Origin of the sequence: Alkalihalobacillus deserti (assembly GCF_020734105.1) — a bacterium.
In the GTDB taxonomy this organism is placed as follows: domain Bacteria; phylum Bacillota; class Bacilli; order Bacillales; family Bacillaceae_D; genus Halalkalibacter; species Halalkalibacter deserti.
Genome location: NZ_JAJAFR010000002.1, coordinates 386,101 through 409,922, shown reverse-complemented (window position 1 = coordinate 409,922; position 23,822 = coordinate 386,101). Strand labels below are relative to the sequence as shown.

Sequence of the window (23,822 nt, the reverse complement as noted above, 5' to 3'; positions counted from 1 at the left end):
TTGTTTTAGGGTATCCTTGTAAACTTCAATCTTGCTGTTGCCCTAGTTGTTCCAAATGAAACATATGATGGAGTGCGTTTACTGCTTTAACCATATCTTTTTCTTTTACTAATACCCAAATGGTTGTATGAGAATCTGCAGATTGAAGAATTTGAATGTTATTCTGAGAAAGCGCGCTAACTATTTTAGCCGTGACACCAGGAACACCAGTCATTCCTGCTCCTACAGCAGAAACTTTTGCACACCCTCTCGCCACTACAGGTTCATACCCCATTTGATGAAGGACTTCAATTGCTTTATCAGTTACATCTTCCATTACGGTATAGACAACACCATGGGGATTAATATTAATAAAATCGACACTAATCTCCTCTGCTGCCATCGCTTTAAACACTTTTTCTTGTAGATGATACTCGCCTTCTTTGGCGAAAATTTTAATTTGAGATATATTAGCTAAGTTTGTAATTCCAGTTATAAGTCGGTCTTTTACCTCAGCGGTTTTCTCTGTAGGCTTCACGGTCACTAGGGTCCCTTTACTTTCAGAGTATGTCGACCGGACGTGAATCGGCATTTTCGCTTGCATCGCAACTTCAACAGCTCTTGGATGAATTACCTTAGCACCTTGATAAGCCATATTACAAATTTCCTCATAAGACATCGTATCGAGCGGCTGTGCATCTTTTACGATACGTGGGTCAGCTGTCATAACACCTTCGACATCTGTAAAAATATCAACCCATTCAGCTTGAAGAGCTACCCCTAAAGCCGTTGCTGACGTATCACTTCCACCTCTTCCGAGTGTTGTTACTTCGCCAGTGGAAGTTTGACCTTGAAATCCAGCGACAACAACAACATCCTGTTTTTGAAGTTGCTCCTTCACAAAATCGCACTGCATATTAATAATCTTTGCATTTGTAAAATCATTATTTGTTTCAAATCCAGCTTGAGCTCCAGTACACGCAAAAGATGTAACACCCATACTTTTTAAAAGATTAGAAAAAACAACTGACGAGATCACTTCGCCACAAGAAACGAGAAGGTCTTGTTCTCGTTTCGTTACATGCTTTTCATCAATCAAATTGAGCAAAGTGTCCGTTGCGTATGGCTCACCTTTACGACCCATTGCTGAAACAACTACGACTACTTTCAAACCCTCTTCAACCGCTTTTTTTACATGATTGGCTGCAAGTGATCTACTTTTCTCATCACGAACAGAAGTACCGCCAAATTTCTGAACAATAATTTTCATAAGACACCTACTTTGATTACGATAGAAGCTCTAATTTCACGAGACTTTCAGCAATTTGTACTGAATTCCACGCTGCACCTTTTAGTAAGTTATCTGAAACAATCCACATGTGATAGCCATTATCACGATCGAGGTCTTGACGAATACGTCCAACAAAAACATCATTTTTACCTACACACGCTGAAGCTAGTGGATACACTTGGTTCGCTGGATCATCTTGTAGTGTAATTCCAGGAGCTGTTGAAAGAAGTTCTTTAATTTCTGCAACTGTTGCTCCACCTTTTTCTGTTTCAATATAAACAGATTCAGAATGTCCTGTTTCAATAGGAAGGCGAACACAAGTAGCTGCAACTTCAAGCTCTGCCATGTGCATGATTTTTTTCGTTTCATTGATCATTTTCAGTTCCTCAAATGTATAACCATTGTCTTGGAACAAATCGATTTGTGGAATGGCATTAAAAGCAATCTGATAATGTTTTTTGTCTCCACCTACTGGTAAGATTTCAGGTGTGAATTCATTTCCTTCGAGAATGTCTTTGGTTTGTTGCTTCATTTCTTCAATTGCTTCAAGTCCAGCGCCTGAAACAGCTTGATAAGTTGAAACGATAACCTTTTTTAGACCATATTTTTCACGAAGTGGCTCTAACGCTACAACCATTTGAATAGTCGAGCAGTTTGGGTTTGCAATAATTCCATTATGAGCACGTAGATCTTCCTCGTTCACTTCTGGAACAACAAGTGGAACGTTAGGGTCCATTCTGAACGCACTCGTATTATCTACACAAATTGCACCACGTTTTACTGCTTCAGGTGCTAATGCCTTCGAAACAGAACCACCAGCTGAGAATAAGGCAATTTGAACACCTTCAAACGATTCAGGTGTTGCTTCTTCTACTGTATATTCTTGCCCTTTAAAAGTTAGGATTTTTCCTGCAGAACGTTTTGAAGATAGTAGTTTTAAACTAGCAATCGGAAAGTCTCTTTCCTCTAGTGTTTTTAACATTTGTTGACCAACTGCTCCAGTTGCACCGACTACGGCTACATGATAATTTGACATTTGTTAATCTCCCCTTTATCTAGTTACAAGTTAATAGAGTTTTTTTAAGATGGAATGATTATAGCATATTCATCCTAGTTTGTATTCTGCTGCTACCCTATTAAACTTTAAGGGAAATATTTCTTTTATGCAACCACGTGAAATCCTTAATCTCTGAATTTTTCAACTAGTACAGGCTGAAATTGCTTACCAGCTATGGCAGACTCAACCGTATCCACTAATGCTTCCATTCTGGCCACTAGCGAGTTTGGCTTTTTAATAGGATCATCTTGACCAAATGGAATAAAATAAATATTTTTTGTAGCCATGAGTCTCATAATGTTCACACCGTTAAGCCCTAATGCATCATTTGTTGAGATTCCTAGAACGACTGGATTACCACTACGTAATGTCGCTTTTGCTCCCATAAGAACCGGACCATCAGTCATTGCATTTGCTAATTTACTTGTTGAATTACCTGTAATGGGAGCAAGAACCATACAATCTAATGGGGTTTTAGGACCAAAAGGCTCTGCTTTAACAATGGTATCAACAATAGGTTCTTTTGTAATATCTTCAATTCTTTTTAACCAGTACGCACTTGTTCCAAACTTTGTATCTGTCGATTTTACATTCCCCGAAACAAATGGAGTGACCTTCGCGCCTTTTGCAATTAACTTTTCTATCTGAGGCATTACTTCTTCATAAGTGCAGTGTGAAGCTGATATACCAAACCCAATATGTTTACCTTTTAAAGACATAACTCATCCTCCTCTAATGAATCGACTCTTTTGTCAACAACACAGCTAAAACTTCTGCTAAAATTTGCCCAGCCGTTTTAGGTGCAACAATCCCTGGTAACCCAGGAGCCAGCAACGCCTTCATTCCCCTTTTTTCTGCATAACGAAAATCAGTTCCACCTGGCTTAGAGGCTAGATCAATAATAAGAGTGTGAAGAGGCATTTCCGTTAACACATTTGACGTTAGAACAAGGGCTGGTATTGTATTAATACATAAATCAATGTCTTTTAACTCGTCTTTTAAATTTGACGTGTCAAAAGGAGTCAGACCCATTTCTGTGATTCTAGCTAGTTGATGTGAGGCGTTTGCACCAACTTTTACTTCTGCACCAAGTGCATTAAATGTTCTTGCTACTGACATCCCAACTCTTCCTAATCCTAGAACAGCAACTTTTGCTCGATGGATTGTAATATCTGTATGTTGAATCGCCATCATTACGGTTCCTTCCGCTGTTGGGATTGAATTGTAAATAGCCACATCATCTCGTTCCATTAATTTAACAAGAGAACGATCTGCTGTTGCGGTACAATGGTCCAAATAATCGTTACTAATCCCGGAATAAACCACACAATGATTTGGCGTCTTTTTTAAATGGTCAAGTTCTAGTTCTATTGTTTCATTTGAGAAGATGGTTTCAATTTTCCCATCCATACTCACACCACTGACAGGTAACAAGATAGCATCTACTGTTGACCATTCGATATCATCCATCGTTTGTTTAGATGCACCAATAAAACCATCATTTAGTTGATCAAACCCGACCATCGATATTTTAGCATCGAGTGCTGACAGCTTACGGATGATTTCTAATTGCCGTGCATCTCCTCCAATAATGACTACGTGTTTGTCTGTTAACATCTGTTCTTGTTCTCCTTTCTTTCATGCGAATCTGATTATCATCGCAGGCTGCTAAAATAGAAAGAGGTTCTTTGATACAAGCCCAACCCTATCGGCAAAGGATGAACAGCAACGATTCACCATAGCATATGTGATATGTATTAAATAGGTGAATACCATTTTAGGCAGACATGAGTCTAATTTAAAAACTAAAAAAAGCAGCCCTTTATTAGGGCTGCAGTTCGTCTTTAAAGTTTATAAATATTGAGAAATGTTGATAAATTAGGTGAACATAGTTCTGACATGGTGATAAAAATGGCAACTAAATAAACGGTCTCTTAATCGTATGGATCAAGATTAATGATAATCATATCTTCTCCAATTTTTTTGATTTGCTCCCAATAAACCGTCACTTCTCTATCCTTTTTTCCAAATCCAAACCATTTCATCGTTGGAATAATAAAAGCTTCAATTTCTCCAGTTTCTTGATTGATTAGCAAATCAGTCTGACCTAGTATTCCTAATCTCTCACCTTTTTGGTAGTCAATAATTTCTTTGTTGTTAATTTCACTTAATCTCATCATTAACCCTCCCTGCCCTGCTTTGTAGTATGAGTATGTGAAAAGAAAGCAAAAAAGACCAGGCTACTGATAATAGTCTAGTCTTTTTCTAATTTTGTATAGGTAAGTCACATTAGTTCCTATCAAAACACAAAAGGGTTAACATATCGTCTCTAGAACTAAGCTAACGCTGTCGGAAGCGATCCTGTTGTGTTAATTAAAGAAATAGAAGGTTTTTCTTTTAAAATTGACATTGCTAATTGGTTTACATCTGAAAGTTTCACTTGATCAATTTCATTCACGATATCATCTAACGTTCGATGCTTTTTCAATAGCAATTCATTTTTCCCATTTCTGCTCATACGACTGTTTGTACTCTCTAGACTAAGCATTAAGCTTCCTTTTAGTTGCTCTTTTCCATTTCTTAATTCCTTTTCTGACATTCCTTGTTCTGCTAACAAAGAAGTTGTTTCTAGTAATGATTTCGTTAATTCATCTAATTGAGCATGTGCTGTACCAGCATAGATCGTTAACATTCCACTGTCTTGATAAGATGAATGGTATGAAAAAACCGAGTAACATAAGCCTCTTTTCTCACGGATCTCTTGAAATAAACGACTACTCATACTTCCTCCTAATAAGTTATTTAAAAGGACAAGAGCATAGACATCTTTTTCTCCGATTGCTAATCCAGGATATCCAAGGCATAAATGTGCTTGTTCTGTTTCTTTTTTTCGAACCATTGTCTTCGAAAGAAACGTTGGTCGTTCATCTTGATGTTGATACGTAGTTGGATTAACCTTTGAAAAAATTTCTTTCAATTGCTCGATTATTTCATCTGTCAAGTTTCCTGCAATAGAAATGACTACGTGATCTCCTGTATAAAATCGTGACATGTAATCCCTTAGAGAGTCTCCATTAAACGTCTCTAACGTATCTACAGTTCCTAAAATTGGATAACCTAACGCATGACTACCATAACTAGCTTCGCTAAGGAGGTCATGGACAATATCATCTGGCGTATCATCGACCATTTTGATTTCTTCAAACACAACATTTTTCTCTTTCTTCAATTCAGTCTCATCAAAAACAGAGTTAAAGAACATATCCGATAGAACATCAACTGCATATTCCGCATGATCGTCAAGAACTTTTGCATAATAACAAGTATATTCTTTAGACGTAAAAGCATTTACCTGTCCACCAATTCGATCAAAGGATTCTGCAATCTCAGCTGCTGTTCTCTTTTCAGTTCCTTTAAAAAACATATGTTCCAAAAAGTGAGAAACCCCGTTCTCTTCCTTTTTCTCAAAACGAGAACCCGTTCCAATCCACACTCCAATCGAAACAGAACGAACGGTTGGAATGTTTTCAGCCAAAATTCGAACTCCATTATCTAATTCTATTCTATTTATCACTCTTTGTCCCCCTATTTGTCATCAAGGGTTACACCTAATGTAACTCGCTCTTCTGATAAAACTTCAGATACGGTTCCAATCCTATATCCCTTTTTCTGAATACCAGTTATTAATGCCTCTAATGCTTCTGCCGTTGGTTCGGTCGGATGCATCAGGATCATCGCCCCATTGTGCACCTTGGATAAAACACGATTCACCATTTCACTTGGATTAGGTTTCCTCCAATCAACCGTGTCAACAGACCAAAGAATTGTATGCATCCCTTGTTTACGAGCTTGATCTACTACTGTTTGATTAAAGCTCCCACTTGGAGGAGCAAACCACTTAGGTGTAACATCTATCGTAGCCTCAATGACAGAATTTGTTTTTTGAATCTCTTCATCAATGCGACCTACTGTTAACTTGCTCATATCAGGATGAGAATAAGCATGATTGCCAATCTCGTGTCCTTCTTCTTTAAGCATCGTTGCTAGGTTAGGATTACTCTTAACCCATGAACCATCTAAAAAGAATGTTGTATGTAGTTCATGCCTTTTTAATGTTTTTAACATCTCCGGTAAATATTCATTTCCCCATGCCACATTAACAAGAAATGTCACAACCGGTTTATGTTCATTCCCCTTGTATATCGGTGAAGGGGGTAAATCATCTAAATGGACGTTAGGGATCGTTTCTTTAAAAACAAGTCGATCTTCATCAAATACATCAAGCTTTATCATCTTATCATAAGAAGCCTCTACGTCAACCTCTAACCCGTTATATCCGGGTACAGCCTTCCAGACTTTATCAATCCTTGCATCTCTAGCTGGCTGAAGATAAGATTCAGACCTAGCCAATATCTCCTCGTAAAGAGAGTCCTGTTCCTTCAAAACCATTTGACTTTCACTCTTAAGTTCACCAATATAATTAAGAGTAAAGGGATTTTGGACTACTCCGAACGAGAGAATGATAATGAGACAGAACACACTTATGTGAATTGATTTTTTTTTCATCACCCGTCCCTCCTCTAGTGCGATTGTATGCAAATATAGGACAGGTTAGAACGTTTTTAGACTTGTTCAACTGGTTGGAAGTAATACATAGAATCCGCTCGCTCCTTATTTACCAAGAAACACACTCTTTCAACCATCTAAACTTAAGCGGTAAGGATTTTTTATGACGACTGTTGTTCCACTCTATATCAAAGGTATTAAAAAGGAGACTAGGTCATTCCCCAGTCTCCTCCCTTTTATTTCTGTGCTTGCTGCTTACGTTCTTTTTCTTCTTTTAGGATGACTTTGCGTGAAAGGTTAACTCTTCCTTGGTTATCTACTTCAGTTACTCGGACGAGCATTTCATCACCTAGTTTTACTACATCTTCAACTTTTTCAACACGCTCTTCAGCTAGCTGAGAAATATGCACCAATCCGTCTTTCCCTTTAAATAGTTCAACGAAGCAACCAAATTTCTCAATCCGTTTCACTTTTCCTAGATATGTTTGTCCAACTTCAACTTCACGAACAATGTCTTCAATGATCGCACGTGCTTTGTCATTCATTGACGCATCAACAGAAGAAATATAAACAGTTCCGTCTTGTTCAATATCAATTTTAACGCCTGTTTCTTCAATGATCTTATTAATCATTTTTCCACTTGGTCCAATAACATCACGGATTTTATCAGGTTTAATGTTCATTGTCATAATTTTAGGAGCGTAAGTAGAAAGTTCCTGTCTCGTTTCTGCTATAGCCGAAAGCATACTTTCAAGGATAACCATACGACCTCTTTTAGCTTGCGCTAATGCCTCTTCTAAAATTTCACGATTTATGCCAGAAATCTTAATGTCCATTTGAAGAGCTGTAATCCCTTCACTTGTTCCAGCCACTTTAAAATCCATATCTCCAAGTGCATCTTCCATACCTTGAATATCAGTTAAAACCGAAACATGTTCTTGATGTTTAACAAGACCCATTGCAATACCTGCAACTGGTGCTTTAATCGGTACACCGGCATCCATCATAGCTAAAGTACTGGCACAGATACTTGCTTGAGATGTAGAACCATTTGATTCTAATACTTCTGAGACAAGTCTAATTGTATAAGGGAAATCAACCTCATTTGGTATAATTGGCTCAAGTGCACGCTCACCTAAAGCACCATGTCCAATTTCACGACGACCTGGGCCACGAATTGGTCCTGTTTCCCCAACACTAAATTGTGGAAAATTATAGTGATGCATGAAGCGTTTTGATTCTTCGATTCCAAGACCATCTAGAATTTGTACATCACCAAGAGCACCAAGTGTACAAATGCTTAAAGCTTGAGTCTGACCTCTTGTAAAAAGACCAGATCCATGTGTACGTGGAAGAAGATTTACTTGTGAAGCAAGAGGACGAATTTCATCCACTTTACGTCCATCTGGGCGAACTTTATCGATTGTAATAAGACGTCGTACTTCTTCCTTGACAATCTTATGTAGCACTTCTTTTACGTCACCTAGATTGATGTCTTCTCGCTCTTCAAATGATTCAACCGTTTTATTTTTAACAGCATCAATTGCTTCTGCACGTGCATGCTTTTCTTGAACTTGTACCGCTTTTTTCAATTCAGCTTCAGCTAATGTTCGAACTTCTTTTTCAAGTTCAGAATCAACTTGCTTTAATTTGATTTCAGATTTCTCTTTTCCAACAGCTGATGCAATCTCCTCTTGAAATGCGATAAGCTTTTTAATCTCCTCATGTCCAAACATAATAGCTTCTAACATGACTTCTTCGGCTACTTGGTCTGCACCTGCTTCAACCATATTAATAGCTTGTTTTGTACCAGCTACTACAAGATCGATATCACTTTGTTCAAGCTGCTCTGTCGTTGGATTAATAATGAAATTCCCATCCAATCGTCCTACCGTTACTCCAGCAATCGGTCCATCAAAAGGAATATCCGATACAGAAAGAGCTAAGGAAGAACCAATCATAGCTGCCATTTCAGAGGAAGCATTTCGATCTGAACTCATAACGATACTAATAACTTGAACTTCATTACGAAAACCATCTGGAAAAAGCGGTCGAATAGGTCGATCAATTAAACGGCTTGTTAAAATTGCTCTTTCACTAGGACGCCCCTCACGCTTAATGAAACCTCCAGGAATTTTTCCTGCTGCATAAAGACGCTCCTCGTAATTGACAGTAAGAGGGAAAAAGTTAAGATCTTTTGGTTCTTTTGAGGCAGTAGCAGTTGATAATACTGCTGAATCACCATACCGAACTAGGACAGCGCCATTAGCTTGCTTAGCTAACTGACCTGTTTCGACTGTTAATTCTCGACCAGCCCAGTCCATTTTAAATACGTGTTTTGTTTGTTCCATTTACGCGTACTCCTCTCGTACACCATTATTCATTTTCATACCTACATCTATTATTACCTAATTGAATAGAATTTAAAATATTGAACGATCATTGGTTAGATCTAGAGAAATTACCAATATTAAACAACCAAGAAAAAAGCGGGAAGATCTCCCGCTTTTATCACAATTATCGGCGTAAGCCAAGCTTGTCAACTAGGTTACGGTAACGTGTTACATCCTTATTACGTAAGTATGTTAACAAGTTACGACGTTGACCAACCATTTTCAAAAGACCACGACGTGAATGGTGATCCTTCTTATGAGTACGTAAATGCTCATTTAATGTGTTGATTTGCTCTGTTAGGATAGCAACTTGAACTTCTGGAGAACCAGTGTCCGTGTCATGCGTCTTAAAATCAGCAATTAATTCATTTTTGCGCTCTTGTGTTAAAGCCATCCTATTCACCTCCCTTTTCTTATCTCCTATTCCCTAGCAAACGTCGGTGATTCGATCTGCCAAGAAACGGATGTGTACTAAACGTACAAGGATTACTATACATTTTTTTTTCAGGAAATGCAAGTTTCATTTCCTTTATCATGACGGCAACAAAGACATAGCCTTTTCTTTATCAAGATTAATTTGATTAATAAGTTCGTCTATATTGAAAAACTTTCGTTCATCCCGTATTCGGTAATGCCAACTTATACTAACATCTTCTCCATAAATATCCCGATTGAAAGAGAAAAGATGAACTTCAATTGTCGGTTCTTTCACTTCATTATGAAAAGTAGGCTTAAATCCGATATTACAAACACCAGAAAATTCTTCATTTTTAACAGTTAGTGTGACAGCATATACACCTGTTCTCGGGATGATGTAACGGTCTTTAGGTTGTACATTAGCAGTCGGAAATCCGATTGTTCTTCCTCTTTTCTCGCCATCGACAACTGTCCCTCTAACAATATAAGACTCTCCTAATAAACGAGTAACTATCTCAACTTTCCCTTCACCTAATAGCTGGCGAATTCGAGATGAACTCACTTTCTCATTATCAGCTTCAAGCTTTTCAACAATTGTCGAATCTAAACGACTACGTGCGTGAAAAGGTAAAGTCTCCATAGTTCCTTTCCCTAATGACCCATATGTAAAATCAAAGCCTGCTACAGCATGAACAACATTCATATCGATCAGATACTCGTCCACAAATTGCTGAGGTGTCAAATCTGCAAACTCACGTGTAAAATGAACAACATATAACGTATTCACTCCTAGTTGTTCGATCTTCCTGATTTTTTCAGGAAGTGGTGTTATGTAATTCATCTTGTTTTCTTGTTTTCTTAGTACCTCTTTTGGGTGAGGATTAAATGTCATCACCGATGCAGTTGTCCCTAAAATTTTTGCTTTATCAATCGCTGCATGGATAACGGCTTGATGTCCCTTATGGACGCCATCAAAAAATCCTAATGCCATTACCGTTGGAACGATCTTTAACATGCCTTTATCAATGGGATGATTTAAATAAATGGTATCCATAAAGAATCCCCTTTTCATACAATTTCTATATTGGTTCACCAGTCCAGAACATTTTTTCTGGCTTTACGAAATCTTCCTTAGTTGGATGGCGCTTATAAACAGCTAAACATTCTCCATTTTCATTATAAACGGTAAATCGATTTTGTTCTAATCCTTTCTGTACTGGTATGACTGAACCATTTTTAATTTTCATTTCAGTTTCTTGGTCAACAACCGCTTTCGGTAAGTAATTAACGGCTGTATCAAAAGGGATTAGTACTTCAGTTAAAGTGCACATTTCTTTTTTCATTTCTAGTTCTTCAAATGTAATACTTTCTTCAATATGATACGGACCAGATAGTGTTCTAACTAGGTCCGACATGTGCGCGGGATAACCAAGCTTCCTTCCAATATCAACAGCTAACGTTCGAACATACGTCCCTTTACTACAATGAACACGAAAACGGAATGACGCTGTGTTATCTTGATAAACAACATCAGAAAGCAATTCAATTGAATGAATCGTTATATTTCTTTCTGGACGCTCTACTTGTTTACCAGCACGAGCATATTCATATAATTTTTTCCCATTCACTTTCACAGCTGAATACATCGGGGGAATTTGCACGATGTCACCTTCGAACTCATTTAATGTCATAGCGATAAACTGTTGTGACCATTTCTCTACAACTTTTTTCGACTCAACTTTGTCACCGCTCTTGTCCTCTGTTGTAGTTGAAAACCCAACCGTCACTTCGCCTTCATATTGCTTTGAATAGCCTGACATGTATTCGACTACTTTAGTTGCTTTCCCAATACAAATTGGAAGCACACCAGTTACATCAGGATCCAATGTACCTGTATGACCTACTTTTTTCGTTTGAAATAGTCTTCTAATTTTCATCACACAATCATGTGAGGTCATTCCTCTTGGTTTATGTAAAATTAAAATTCCGTTTGGGTTCATGTTTTCCTCCGAATTATAACTTTATGTTCTTTGGGTGTGGCTTTATAGCATAGACGTTACACCAATCTTTTGCTTATCAGTCTTCTGCTAATATGACAGATGGCAATGACTCCCCTCAGCTAGCGCGCCTGCTACGAGAAGCCCACTCGTAACAGCTTAAAATCTTGCATCGGCTACGCTCATTGCTTAGCTATATTAAAAAAGGGAAAACCGCCCTTCTGCCTTGCTTTCTGCGTACATGTTTTGCAATGGTTTCACTCGATGCGCGCCTTCTGAGAAGATCACTTAGAAAGGCTTAAAATCTTGCATCGGCTACACTCATTGCTTAGCTATATTAAAAAAGGGAAAACCACCCTTTTGCCTTGCTTTCTGCGTACATGTTTTGCAATGGTTTCACTCGATGCGAGCCTTCTGAGAAGATTGCTCAGAAAGGCTTAAAATCTTGCATCGGCTACGCTCATTGCTTAGCTATATAAAAAAAGGGAAAACCACCCTTTTTTAATATAGCTAAAAGGATAGAAGAGCTTTAGCCCTTCTATCCTACCATTACCTTTGATCTCTATTTAAATCTTGTAAAAGTGTTTCTATTCGATTACCGTATTCAATCGATTCATCAAATTCAAAAAAGATATCTGGTGTTTTACGAAGACGAATTCTTTTACCAATCTCGGAGCGAATAAATCCTCTCGCTTTGGATAAAGCTTGAAGAGTTGCTTCTTTTTGTTCATCACTTCCAAGCACAGTTATAAAAACTTTTGCTTGTTGAAGATCACCAGTAACGTCGACTCCTGTTACTGTTACAAAGCTAACACGAGGGTCCTTTAATTCACGCATAATAATATCGCTTAATTCTTTTTTCATTTGTTCACCGACACGGTGTGCTCGAACATTACTCATCTCTTTCACCTCTGCTCTTTTGCATTACAGCCATTCATAATCTGTGACCGTTCTTTCCGCCTCAGGCTGGCTGTCAATCAAGGCAAGTGCTTTTTGCAATTCTCGTTCACAAATAGCACGGTCATTAGAGACAGTCACCATCGTTAGCTCAGCACGTTGCCAAACATCGTGATGATCAGTTTCAGCAACGGAAATATTGAATCGTTGCTTTAATCTAGTTTGAAGACTTTTCAAAACTGAACGCTTTTCTTTTAAAGATTGAGCATCATAAATCAGTAATTCAAGACGCACGAAACCTATGATCATTTACGTTCAATTTCCTCCATTACGTATGCTTCGATGATGTCGCCTTCTTTAATATCGTTATATTTCTCAAGCGTAATACCACACTCGTAACCAGCTGCAACTTCCTTTGCATCATCTTTAAAGCGTTTAAGTGCATTAATTGAACCTTCATACACAACGATTCCATCACGTATGAGACGAACTGTAGAATCTCTAGTCACTTTACCTTCAGTAACGTATGCACCAGCGATTGTACCAACTTTTGATACTTTAAAAGTCGCTCTAACTTCAACTTGACCAATTACCTTTTCCTCGAATTCAGGATCAAGCATCCCCTTCATCGCTGCTTCAATTTCATCAATCGCATTATAAATAACACGGTGAAGACGGATGTCTACCTTTTCAGCTTCAGCTGTACGTTTGGCATTAACGTCAGGACGAACGTTAAATCCAATAACAATTCCATTTGATGCAGATGCTAGCATTACATCATATTCAGTAATGGCACCAACTCCAGTATGAATGATGTTAATTTTTACTCCTTCAACATCAATCTTTTCTAAAGATCCTCGCATAGCTTCTACAGAACCTTGAACATCTGCTTTAATAATAATGTTAATATCTTTAACCTCACCTTGCTGAATTTGGTTAAAGAGATCATCTAAGCTGACCTTTGAGTTCTCAGCAAGGTTTTCTTCACGTAGACGAGAAGATCGAGCCTCACCAATATGACGAGCTTTTTTCTCATCAGCAAATGCTTGGAATTGATCACCAGCAAGGGGAACTTCATTAAGACCTGTAACTTCAACAGGTGTAGATGGTCCGACTTGTTTCACACGACGACCGAGATCATTGACCATTGCACGAACACGTCCAAATGATGCCCCAACAACAATCGGATCCCCAACTTTTAGTGTTCCACTTTGTACAAGAAGCGTAGCTACAGCTCCTCGACCTTTATCAAGCTCTGCTTCAATAACAGTTCCACGACCTAATCGATCAGGGTTTGCCTTTAATTCTTCCACTTCAGATACAAGAAGGACCATTTCAAGAAGTTCATCAATACCCGTTCCAGCAAGAGCTGAAACATTAACAAAAATTGTTTCTCCACCCCAAGCCTCAGGAACAAGCTCAAATTCTGTTAATTCTTGCATGACACGATCTGGATTCGCAGCTTCTTTATCAATCTTATTCACCGCAACAATAATTGGTACACCGGCTGCTTTTGCATGGCTGATCGCTTCTTTTGTTTGTGGCATAACACCATCATCTGCAGCGACAACGAGAATCGTAATATCGGTAACTTGAGCTCCACGAGCACGCATTGTTGTAAAAGCCGCGTGTCCAGGTGTATCAAGGAATGTAATCTTTTTACCGTTCGTTTCAATTTGGTATGCACCAATGTGTTGCGTGATGCCTCCAGCCTCACCTTCCGTAACTTTTGTGTGACGGATAGAATCAAGCAACGTTGTTTTACCATGATCAACGTGACCCATAATTGTTACGACAGGAGGTCTCTCTTGTAAGTCTTCCTCTTTATCTTCATCCACATAACTTTCAAAATCCATTTCATCGATAACAATTTCTTCCTCAACTTCAACACCATAGTCGCCAGCAATCAATTCAATTGAATCTTTATCCAATTCTTGATTAATAGTAGCCATTACGCCAAGGAACATTAATTTTTTAATTAACTCAGATGGTTCCTTATGTAGCTTCTTTGCTAATTCTCCAACCGATAATGAACCTTCGTACGTAATTTTGTCTGGAAGTGGTTTAGGCTTAGGCGGCTCTTGTCTTTGCTGTACTTGACCACCACGTTGTTGTTTATTTCCGCGGTTTTGTTGACCTTTATTGTTGTTGTTAAATGGCTTTGAATGATTGCGTTTTCCGTCATTTTTTTGTTGCTTAGGAGGACGATTATCACTTTTCTTCGTATCAGTAGCAACATTAGAAGTTGATTTAGTGCCTTCTAACGTTTCCATCATCTTATCATCAATCACTGACATATGATTAGAAACAGAAAAACCTGAATCAGTCAACTTATCAATAATTACTTTACTTGCCACATCTTTTTCTTTTGCATATTCATATATTCGCATTTTTTTCATGTATTTACCTCCAGAATCATTGGTCCAGTAATGCGTTCATTTTCTTCGCAAATCCATCATCCATTATCCCAATGACGACTCTTTCCGCTTTTCCGATAGCTTGCCCTAACGTTGCTCGATCAGACACTATCCGAACCGGTATATTGTAATAAACGCATTTGTCCAATACCTTTTTCTTTGTTTGTTCTGCAGCATCAGATGACAGAAGAACAAGCTTCACTGTTTTTTTTCTGACCTCTTTTAAGACGAGCTCTTCCCCTGTTACTAGTTTCCTTGCTCGCGCTGCGAGTCCGAGTAATGAAATCCATTTAGCGATCATTTGCGGCTCCGCTTACTAGCTTCATGCAATTTATCGTAAATTTCAGGATCTACTTTGACTTGTAATTGCCTAGATAAAATATCTTTCTTTTTAGCTAATTCAAAACTTTCATCATTGTTACTAATATAAGCCCCTCTGCCGTTCTTCTTTCCAGTCAAATCAATAGAGACTTCTCCTTCTGGTGAACGAACAATTCGAATCAAGTCTTGTTTAGGCTTCATTTCATTTGTTACAATGCACTTTCGAAGAGGAACTTTACGCTGTTTCACTTGCTCCATCTCCTTTTTCTATTCTTCTTCTGTTGAAACAAACACATGTTCAGAGGATGCATCTGTTAAAACCTCGTCTTCATCACTCAGTAAACCAAGTTCTCTTGCATCTGATTCACTCTTGATATCAATCTTCCAGCCTGTAAGCTTTGCGGCTAATCTGGCATTTTGCCCACGTTTGCCAATTGCAAGCGACAATTGATAGTCAGGAACAATGACTTGAGTCATTTTCTCTTCTTCATTCACATTGACTTTAAGTACTTTGGAAGGACTTAACGCGTTAGCCACATATTCAACCGGATCTTCAGACCAACGTACAATATCAATTTTTTCACCTTTTAGTTCATTAACGATCGTTTGAACTCTTTGACCACGAGGTCCAACACAAGCACCGACAGGATCTACCTCAGGGTTATCAACATGAACAGCTATTTTAGAGCGGTCTCCTGCTTCACGTGAAACAGATTTAATTTCAACTGTTCCATCGTAGATTTCAGGAACTTCAAGTTCAAAAAGTCGTTTTAAAAGACCTGGATGCGTACGTGAGATGAGAATTTGAGGTCCTTTTGTCGTTTTTTCCACCTTAGTAATATAAGCTTTAATACGGTCATTATGTTTATAGGTTTCATTCGGCATTTGTTCACTTAGTGGTAATAATGCCTCCACTTTTCCAAGGTCCACATAAATAAACCGATGATCTTGACGTTGAACAATCCCTGTCATAATATCTTCTTCACGATCGATAAAGTCAGAATAAATAATACCACGTTCCGCTTCGCGAACACGTTGTGTTACGACTTGTTTCGCTGTTTGGGCCGCAATCCGACCAAAATCTTTCGGTGTCACTTCGATTTCAACAACATCATCAACCTCATAACTTGGATTGATTTTTTGTGCCTCATCTATTGAAATTTCGAGTCTAGCGTCGAATACCTCTTCAACTACTGTTTTTCTTGCAAAGACACGAATACTTCCGTTGTCTCTATTCACATCAACACGTACATTTTGAACTTGATTAAAATTTCGTTTGTATCCAGAGATAAGGGCAGCTTCAATTGCCTCAATGATAATATCTTTTTTTATCCCTTTTTCTCTTTCTAACGTTGCTAATGCATCCATAAATTCGCTATTCATGGATTCTGTTTCCCCCTTTCAATTGCCAAGACCATTCATTCGTCTTGATCTAGAAGATAATTGCTAATCTTGCGTTTGCTACTTTTTCATATGGAATCGAATAAACTTTTTTACGTGTCTTAATTTTTACTTCTACTTCTAGGATCTCACCATCAAAACTAATTAACCTGCCTTCAAAAGCTTTCTCACCATCAATTGGCTCATATGTTGAAATGTAAACATTTTTACCTATAGCCTTTTGCAAGTCTTTCTCTTTCTTTAATGGTCGTTCTGCTCCTGGAGAAGAAACCTCGAGAAAATAAGCTTGTGGAATAGGATCTAATTCGTCGAGCTTTTCACTCAACTTTTCACTCACTTGTCCGCAATCCTCAAGATCGACTCCTGATTCAGAATCAATGTAGATCCGAAGAAACCAATTAGGTCCTTCCTTTTTGAACTCAACATCAACTAACTCCAGCTGTAGTTCATCTAGTATAGGTGTTACCAGCTCGCTTGTTACATCAGTTACTTTCGTACTCACTCTGTACCCTCCTCGCTGTTCTACTATTCAATATATAAATGTAGTAACTGTTGACTAGAAAAAGGCTTGTCTTTAGCTACATCTCTTTAAACAAAAATAAAGTAGAGCGAACAACGAAAGAGTGGGTTCCCCCACTCTTATTGTTTACCATATTCTAAGTATTACCATAAACACAATACCATACTCTGCTATTCATTGCAACAAAACTACCATGCCCTCAAGCTCTTTAGAGACCAAGCTTAGAGGCACACTTTAACTAAAATAATGATAACTGGTTAGAATCGGGCATACCTTCTAAGCACCCATGTTCATCCAGATGTTCAAGTACCGTTTTCGTTAATTTGCTACGTTGTTGCAAGTCTTCTTTTGACAAAAATTCTCTTTCTTTCCTTGCCTTGACAATATTAAGAGATGCATTCGTACCTACCCCAGTCATAGCATTAAATGGTGGAAGGAGAGAATTTCCTTCAACGATAAATTCTGTTGCGCTTGAACGATACAGATCAACCTTTTGGAAGGAAAAGCCTCTTTCACACATTTCTAAAGCAAGTTCAAGGACAGTAAGTACCGCTTTTTCTTTAGGTGCAGCATCCAAACCTTTTGCATTTATTTCCTGAATTTTTGCTTTTATCGGAGCTGAACCTTTAATCATTGTATCTAAGTCAAAATCATCGGCCCGAACAGTAAAGTAAGATGCATAATATAAAATGGGATGATGTACTTTGAAATATGCAATCCTTACAGCCATTAATACATAAGCAGCCGCATGGGCTTTAGGAAACATATATTTGATTTTTAGACAGGATCCAATGTACCAATCAGGGACATCTTGCTTCTTCATTTCTTCTATCCATTCTGGTGGAAGTCCTTTTCCTTTACGAACGGATTCCATAATTTTAAAAGCTAATGAAGGTTCTAATCCTTTATAGATAAGATAAACCATAATATCATCACGACAGCCAATTACATCTTTTAATTCACACGTTCCGTTATAAATCAGCTCATTTGCATTGTTAAGCCATACGTCGGTACCATGTGAAAGACCAGAGATCTGAACAAGTTCCGAGAACGTACTTGGTTTTGTTTCTTCAAGCATCTGACGAACAAATCTAGTTCCAAATTCTGGGATCCCCAACGTTCCAGTTTTACACATAATTTGTTCCTCATCTACCCCTAACACATCAGGGCCACTAAAGATCTTCATCACTTCAGGGTCATCTGTCGGGATCGTTTTCGGATCAATCCCACTAAGGTCTTGTAGCATCCGAATAACTGTCGGATCATCATGTCCTAGAATATCTAGCTTTAAAAGATTGTCATGAATAGAATGGAAGTCAAAGTGAGTCGTTTTCCATTCTGAATTCTTATCATCTGCCGGGAATTGTATTGGGCTAAAATCATGAATATCCATATAATCAGGGACAACAATAATTCCCCCTGGATGTTGGCCCGTTGTTCGTTTGACCCCTGTACATCCAGAAACGAGTCGATCAATTTCAGCACCACGCATTTGTAGATCATGATCATTTTGATACCCTTTTACATAGCCATAGGCTGTTTTTTCAGCAACCGTACCAATAGTTCCAGCTCGGTACACATATTCTTCACCGAATAATTCTTTCGTGTAATGATGCGCTCTTGGTTGATATTCACCTGAGAAGTTTAAGTCGATATCTGGTACTTTGTCTCCTTTGAATCCTAAAAACGTTTCGAAAGGAATATCTTGACCATCTTTTACATAAGCGGTTCCACACTCAGAACAATCCTTATCTGGTAAGTCAAAACCAGATCCGACAGAACCATCATTAAAGAAATAAGAATGGTGACAGTTTGGACACACATAGTGTGGAGGCAATGGATTAACTTCCGTGATTTCTGTCAATGTTGCTACAAGAGAGGAACCAACGGATCCACGAGATCCAACTAGATACCCATCAATCAAAGATTTCTTAACAAGCTTATGAGAGATTAAATAGATAACGGCAAATCCATGGCCAATAATACTCTTTAATTCTTTCTCAATCCTGGCCTCAACAATTTCTGGCAAATCTTCACCATATATACTTCTTGCACGATTGTAACTCATCGCCCTAACTTCTTCATCTGCTCCTTCAATTTTAGGCGTATACAATTGATCTGGAATTGGATGGATTTCTTCGATTAGGTTCGCTACTTTTTGCGTGTTTGTTACAACGATCTCTTTGGCCTTTTCTTCACCTAAGAAAGTAAAAGCTTCTAGCATCTCATCCGTTGTACGGAAATGGACCTCAGGAAGAGTCTGTTTATTAAGAGGATTTGCACCACCTTGTGAAGCAATTAAGATTTTACGATAGATATAATCTTCTTCGTCAAGGTAGTGAGCATTACCAGTGGCTACAACTGGTTTATTTAACTTTCCACCTAGTTCAATTATATTTGAAACAATTTCTTGTAAAGATTCTTCATTTTTCACTAGTTCTCTCTCAAGTAAATGTTGATAATTAGCAAGAGGTTGCACCTCTAAATAATCATAAAACTTAGCGATTTCCTCCACTTCTTCAGGGGACTTTTGCATCATCCCTTCAAATACTTCTCCCTTATCGCATGCAGAACCTATTAATAATCCTTCCCTATGCTTTAAGAGTTGAGACCTTGGAATTCTCGGTGTTCGGAAGAAGTAATCGACATGTGACATCGATACGAGCTGATAGAGGTTCTTCAACCCTTCTTGTGTTTGCGCCAAAATTGTACAATGGGCCGGGCGCTGGCGATGGAAATTCCCCTGTCCCATATGCTCATTTAATTGGTCATGATATTCAATTTCTCGTTCATTCGCATCCTTGACCATTTTCCAAAGCAAGTAGCCTGTTGCCTCTGCATCATAAATCGCTCGGTGATGACTAACCAGCTCAATATCGAACTTTTTACACAACGTATTTAAGCGATGATTTTTAAACTCTGGATATAAAAAACGACCTAACTCAAGCGTATCAATAACCGGATTCTTTGCTTCTTCTAAACCGATTTTCTGGTATCCGACATTTAAGAAACCCATATCAAAACTAGCGTTATGGGCTACTAAAATCGCATCACCTGTAAATTCTTTAAAGTCTCGAAGAACATCTCCTACTTCTGGTTGTCCTTTAACCATATCATCGGTAATACCCGTTAATTCAATAATCAAATTCGTCAGTGGTTCGTGAGGATCGGCAAATGATTCGAATCTCCCAATAATTTCTCCACCTTTTATTTTCACAGCTGCAAGTTCAATAATTGTATTATAAACAGCCGATAGACCTGTAGTTTCAACATCGAATACGACATATTCCTCGTCCATTAACAAACGGTGTGCCTCATTATAGACAATAGGAACACCATCATCTACCACATTTGCTTCAAGGCCGTAAAGAACTTTAATACCATGCTTTTTACCTGCTGAATACGCCTCTGGAAATGCTTGTACAATACCATGGTCAGTAATGGCTACAGCAGGATGTCCCCACTTGGCTGCTTGCTCTACATATCTACCCGCCGAAACAATTCCATCCATTTGGCTCATAGTCGTATGCAAGTGAAGCTCGACTCGTTTTTCTGCTTCATCCGCAGTATCAGCTCGTTCTACCGGACTTAATTGATTGACATCATTCCCAATCATAACTAAATCACGAACGAATGTATCGTTTTGTACGCCTCCACGAACCTTAACCCACATACCCTTTTTAATGGCTTGTAAGAGAGGAACATCTTCTTTATCTCTAGAAAACATTTTTACAAGAATTGAATCGGTATAATCAGTAATCTTAAAGGTTAGTAAAGTCCGACCACTGCGAAGCTCTCGTGTTTCTGCATTAAATACAAGACCTTGTACAGTAACACGTCTTTCTTCATCCACAATTGCTTCAAGTGGCATTGGATCATCCTTGATTGGATAACCTATCACTAGCGGCTTACCACTAAGTTCTTTTTCAGCTTGATTCTCTGCTTTTTTCTTCTCTAAAATGGCTTCAACAACCTTTGAATGATCTTCTTCATCCCGTTTTTCAACAAATTTCTCAAACTCTTGCTTTGATTCTCGAATGTCAGTATCCATTTTAATCGATGGCAAACTTAATTTAGAAAGAGTTTCTTGGAATGGTTCCGATAATTTACGCTTCAACGCAACAGCTTCTGTTTCATTTCTTACTTGAATGACAAGTCTTTTGCCATCGAACGAAGGTGATTGATTTGTTAATAACTCTCTAATACCATTAGATATATTTGAAAGCCTTGAAATAATTAAAGGCCAATATTCAATCCAACCAGCTTCCTGCAACGTCGTATTTTCGTAATGAAACGAAAACGAGACGGCAGCAATGTGCTCAAATGTTATACGAAGTCGTTCAGAGAAAAGTTCATAAATGGTTGCAGGAACCACGACTGGTAACTCAATATGAAAATGCCAAGCTCTTTTTTCCTTTGAAATAACCAGCTTTCTTATCTTCGCTTCCTGGAAATGAGCTTGAACTACTTGTTCAGGCATTTGTAACTGTTGGAGAAGTAATTGAAGTCGCTCTTTCCTGAGCTGTTCATCTTGTGACATGTATACATCCCCCCAATAACTTTCTATGTCTCTATTTTAAATCGAATTTCGGCTTATTAAAAGAGATGGTACCTCATTTACATGAGATACCATCTCTTCATTATAAAGGAATTAGTTTAATTCAGAAAGGATGTTTCTTAGTTTATCCACTAACTGAGAAATATGAACTTCAAACATCTCACCCGTTTTACGAATTTTCACTTCAACAATTCCTTCAGCGGCTTTCTTCCCTATCGCTACTCGAACAGGTAAGCCAATTAAATCTGAATCTTTAAACTTAACACCAGCACGTTCTGGTCGGTCATCGTATAAAACGTCATATCGCTCATTTGTCAATGATTGATAAAGCTCTTCCCCAAGTTGCTTTTGACCTTCATCTTTCACATTAATCGTAACTAGATGTAGATCGAATGGAGCCACTGATATAGGCCAGACAATGCCATTTTCATCATGATTTTGCTCAACGATTGCGGCAATCGTTCTTGTTACCCCAATCCCATAGCAACCCATAATCATTGTTTGTGACTTACCATTTTCATCAAGGTATTTCGCACCAAGAGCTTCACTGTATTTTGTACCTAGCTTAAATACATGACCAACCTCAATTCCCATTGCAAATTGAATCGTACCTTTGCCATCAGGAGAAGGGTCGCCTTCTTGAATTAATCTCAAATCCTCATAACGACTAACTTTTAAATCACGTTCTGGATTTACATTTTTAAGATGTTTGTCTTTTTCATTAGCACCACAAACACCATTAACTAAACTTTCTATAGCTTTATCAGCAATCACAATAACTCCATCAGGAATTCCAATAGGACCGATGTAACCTGTTTCACACCCCAAGATAGCGGCCGTTTGCTCAGGAGTTGCTAACTCAACCGTTGCTTTATTAAATGCATTTTTCACCTTGATCTCATTGACTTCGTGATCTCCACGAACTAATACGAGAGCAGGCTCTTCATTGACCATAAACAGCAGCGATTTTATTGAAGCATCCGCCTTAATGTTTAGAAAAGCCGTTAATTCATTTATTGTTTTTATATTTGGTGTATCAATCTTTTCAAGTTCTAATGGAGTTTCATTAGATTTATCATGCTTCGCAAAAACTGGTGCAATTTCAACATTCGCAGCAAAATCAGATGAGTCTGAATAAGCAATCGTATCTTCTCCGATATCACTAAGAACCATGAATTCATGTGTATCCGTTCCACCAATTGCTCCTGAATCAGCTTCAACTGCACGGAAATCTAGCTGGCATCTTGTAAAAATGTTTTGATAAGCTTGATACATCGCTTGGTAGCTTTTGTCTAGTCCTTCTTTTGATGTGTCAAAAGAATAGGCATCTTTCATAATAAATTCACGAGAACGAAGCACTCCAAACCTAGGCCTACGCTCATCACGATATTTTGTTTGAATTTGATATAAATTTATCGGTAACTTTTTATACGTTTGCACATCATCACGAACCAAAGTCGTAATGACTTCTTCATGAGTCGCTCCAAGAACAAAATCACGACCGTGTCGATCTTTGAGCCTCATTAATTCAGGACCATAATCACCTAGTCGTCCCGATTCTTCCCAAAGTTCTGCGGGTTGGATGGCTGGTAACAGAACTTCTTGTCCACCTGCTAAATCCATTTCACTACGTATAATTTCCTCCACTTTACGAAGTACTCGGTTACCTAATGGTAAATATGAATAAATGCCGGATGCGGTTTGTCGAATAAAACCAGCTCGTAGCATCAGCTGATGACTTTTGATTTCTGCATCGGCTGGGATCTCTCTTAATGTTGGTGTTAAATAAGTGCGTTGTCTCATTGTTAGTGTCCTTTCCAACTCTTCTTTTCGTATAGAGTGTTGTTCAGACTGCAACTTCACTCAAAGATGTGAGCTTGTTCAAATAGGTAAAGTTCGAGAAAGTTCCAAAAGGTAAAGTTCGACCTTTTGGTTTTATCAATGGCTTCGCTCACTGCGCGCCTTCTAAGAACCCCGCTCAGAAAGGCTTAAAACCTTGCAGTGGCTA

General features: G+C 38.3%; 20 protein-coding genes. All 20 read right to left on the bottom strand.

Translation table 11 applies throughout. The annotated features are described in order from the left end of the window. Positions 1 to 25: 25 nt before the first annotated feature. A complete protein-coding gene (gene dapG, locus LDX58_RS05600; RefSeq protein WP_227935861.1) occupies positions 26 to 1,249 on the bottom strand; it encodes an aspartate kinase in 1,224 nt (407 codons plus the stop codon). Between the two features lie 16 nt (positions 1,250 to 1,265). Next, a complete protein-coding gene (gene asd, locus LDX58_RS05595) occupies positions 1,266 to 2,306 on the bottom strand; it encodes an aspartate-semialdehyde dehydrogenase (RefSeq protein ID WP_227935860.1) in 1,041 nt (346 codons plus the stop codon). A 146-nt stretch (positions 2,307 to 2,452) separates the two neighbouring features. Further along, positions 2,453 to 3,046 (bottom strand): dipicolinate synthase subunit B, encoded by a 594-nt coding sequence (locus LDX58_RS05590; protein WP_227935859.1) that lies wholly within the window; start codon positions 3,044 to 3,046, stop codon positions 2,453 to 2,455. Positions 3,047 to 3,059: 13 nt separating this feature from the next. Next, on the bottom strand, positions 3,060 to 3,944 hold the full coding sequence (gene dpaA, locus LDX58_RS05585; RefSeq protein WP_227935858.1) for a dipicolinic acid synthetase subunit A: 885 nt from the start codon (positions 3,942 to 3,944) through the stop codon (positions 3,060 to 3,062). Positions 3,945 to 4,261: 317 nt separating this feature from the next. Beyond that, the gene (locus tag LDX58_RS05580; RefSeq protein ID WP_227935857.1) at positions 4,262 to 4,504 is read right to left on the bottom strand and encodes a YlmC/YmxH family sporulation protein; all 243 of its coding nucleotides are present in this window, start codon (positions 4,502 to 4,504) and stop codon (positions 4,262 to 4,264) included. A 158-nt stretch (positions 4,505 to 4,662) separates the two neighbouring features. Beyond that, positions 4,663 to 5,901: a M16 family metallopeptidase gene (locus LDX58_RS05575; protein WP_227935856.1), complete on the bottom strand. Its 1,239-nt coding sequence runs from the start codon at positions 5,899 to 5,901 to the stop codon at positions 4,663 to 4,665. An 11-nt stretch (positions 5,902 to 5,912) separates the two neighbouring features. Further along, the gene (locus LDX58_RS05570; protein WP_227935855.1) at positions 5,913 to 6,893 is read right to left on the bottom strand and encodes a polysaccharide deacetylase family protein; all 981 of its coding nucleotides are present in this window, start codon (positions 6,891 to 6,893) and stop codon (positions 5,913 to 5,915) included. Positions 6,894 to 7,129: 236 nt separating this feature from the next. Continuing rightward, on the bottom strand, positions 7,130 to 9,244 hold the full coding sequence (gene pnp, locus LDX58_RS05565; RefSeq protein WP_227935854.1) for a polyribonucleotide nucleotidyltransferase: 2,115 nt from the start codon (positions 9,242 to 9,244) through the stop codon (positions 7,130 to 7,132). A 166-nt stretch (positions 9,245 to 9,410) separates the two neighbouring features. After that, positions 9,411 to 9,680, bottom strand: a complete 270-nt coding sequence (gene rpsO / locus LDX58_RS05560) for a 30S ribosomal protein S15 (protein WP_035665773.1) — start codon at positions 9,678 to 9,680, stop codon at positions 9,411 to 9,413. Positions 9,681 to 9,818: 138 nt separating this feature from the next. Next, positions 9,819 to 10,757 carry a bifunctional riboflavin kinase/FAD synthetase gene (gene ribF, locus LDX58_RS05555; protein WP_227935853.1) on the bottom strand — a complete coding sequence of 313 codons (939 nt, stop codon included), beginning with the start codon at positions 10,755 to 10,757 and terminating at the stop codon, positions 9,819 to 9,821. Positions 10,758 to 10,782: 25 nt separating this feature from the next. Continuing rightward, a complete protein-coding gene (truB, locus tag LDX58_RS05550; RefSeq protein ID WP_227935852.1) occupies positions 10,783 to 11,703 on the bottom strand; it encodes a tRNA pseudouridine(55) synthase TruB in 921 nt (306 codons plus the stop codon). Positions 11,704 to 12,249: 546 nt separating this feature from the next. Next, positions 12,250 to 12,600 (bottom strand): 30S ribosome-binding factor RbfA, encoded by a 351-nt coding sequence (rbfA, locus tag LDX58_RS05545; RefSeq protein WP_227935851.1) that lies wholly within the window; start codon positions 12,598 to 12,600, stop codon positions 12,250 to 12,252. A 24-nt stretch (positions 12,601 to 12,624) separates the two neighbouring features. Beyond that, positions 12,625 to 12,906 (bottom strand): DUF503 domain-containing protein, encoded by a 282-nt coding sequence (locus tag LDX58_RS05540; protein WP_227935850.1) that lies wholly within the window; start codon positions 12,904 to 12,906, stop codon positions 12,625 to 12,627. Further along, on the bottom strand, positions 12,903 to 14,996 hold the full coding sequence (gene infB / locus LDX58_RS05535; protein WP_227935849.1) for a translation initiation factor IF-2: 2,094 nt from the start codon (positions 14,994 to 14,996) through the stop codon (positions 12,903 to 12,905). The genes LDX58_RS05540 and infB overlap by 4 nt, the downstream gene beginning before the upstream one ends. A 16-nt stretch (positions 14,997 to 15,012) precedes the next feature. Then, a complete protein-coding gene (locus tag LDX58_RS05530; protein ID WP_227935848.1) occupies positions 15,013 to 15,315 on the bottom strand; it encodes a YlxQ family RNA-binding protein in 303 nt (100 codons plus the stop codon). Next, the gene (rnpM, locus tag LDX58_RS05525; RefSeq protein ID WP_308017458.1) at positions 15,312 to 15,584 is read right to left on the bottom strand and encodes an RNase P modulator RnpM; all 273 of its coding nucleotides are present in this window, start codon (positions 15,582 to 15,584) and stop codon (positions 15,312 to 15,314) included. The genes LDX58_RS05530 and rnpM overlap by 4 nt, the downstream gene beginning before the upstream one ends. A gap of 18 nt (positions 15,585 to 15,602) precedes the next feature. Continuing rightward, positions 15,603 to 16,718 carry a transcription termination factor NusA gene (gene nusA, locus LDX58_RS05520; protein ID WP_227935846.1) on the bottom strand — a complete coding sequence of 372 codons (1,116 nt, stop codon included), beginning with the start codon at positions 16,716 to 16,718 and terminating at the stop codon, positions 15,603 to 15,605. 49 nt (positions 16,719 to 16,767) lie between these two features. Further along, the gene (rimP, locus tag LDX58_RS05515) at positions 16,768 to 17,238 is read right to left on the bottom strand and encodes a ribosome maturation factor RimP (protein WP_227935845.1); all 471 of its coding nucleotides are present in this window, start codon (positions 17,236 to 17,238) and stop codon (positions 16,768 to 16,770) included. 256 nt (positions 17,239 to 17,494) lie between these two features. Then, positions 17,495 to 21,796 (bottom strand): PolC-type DNA polymerase III, encoded by a 4,302-nt coding sequence (locus LDX58_RS05510; RefSeq protein ID WP_227935844.1) that lies wholly within the window; start codon positions 21,794 to 21,796, stop codon positions 17,495 to 17,497. 111 nt (positions 21,797 to 21,907) lie between these two features. Further along, positions 21,908 to 23,617: a proline--tRNA ligase gene (locus LDX58_RS05505; protein ID WP_227935843.1), complete on the bottom strand. Its 1,710-nt coding sequence runs from the start codon at positions 23,615 to 23,617 to the stop codon at positions 21,908 to 21,910. Between the last annotated feature and the right edge of the window lie 205 nt (positions 23,618 to 23,822).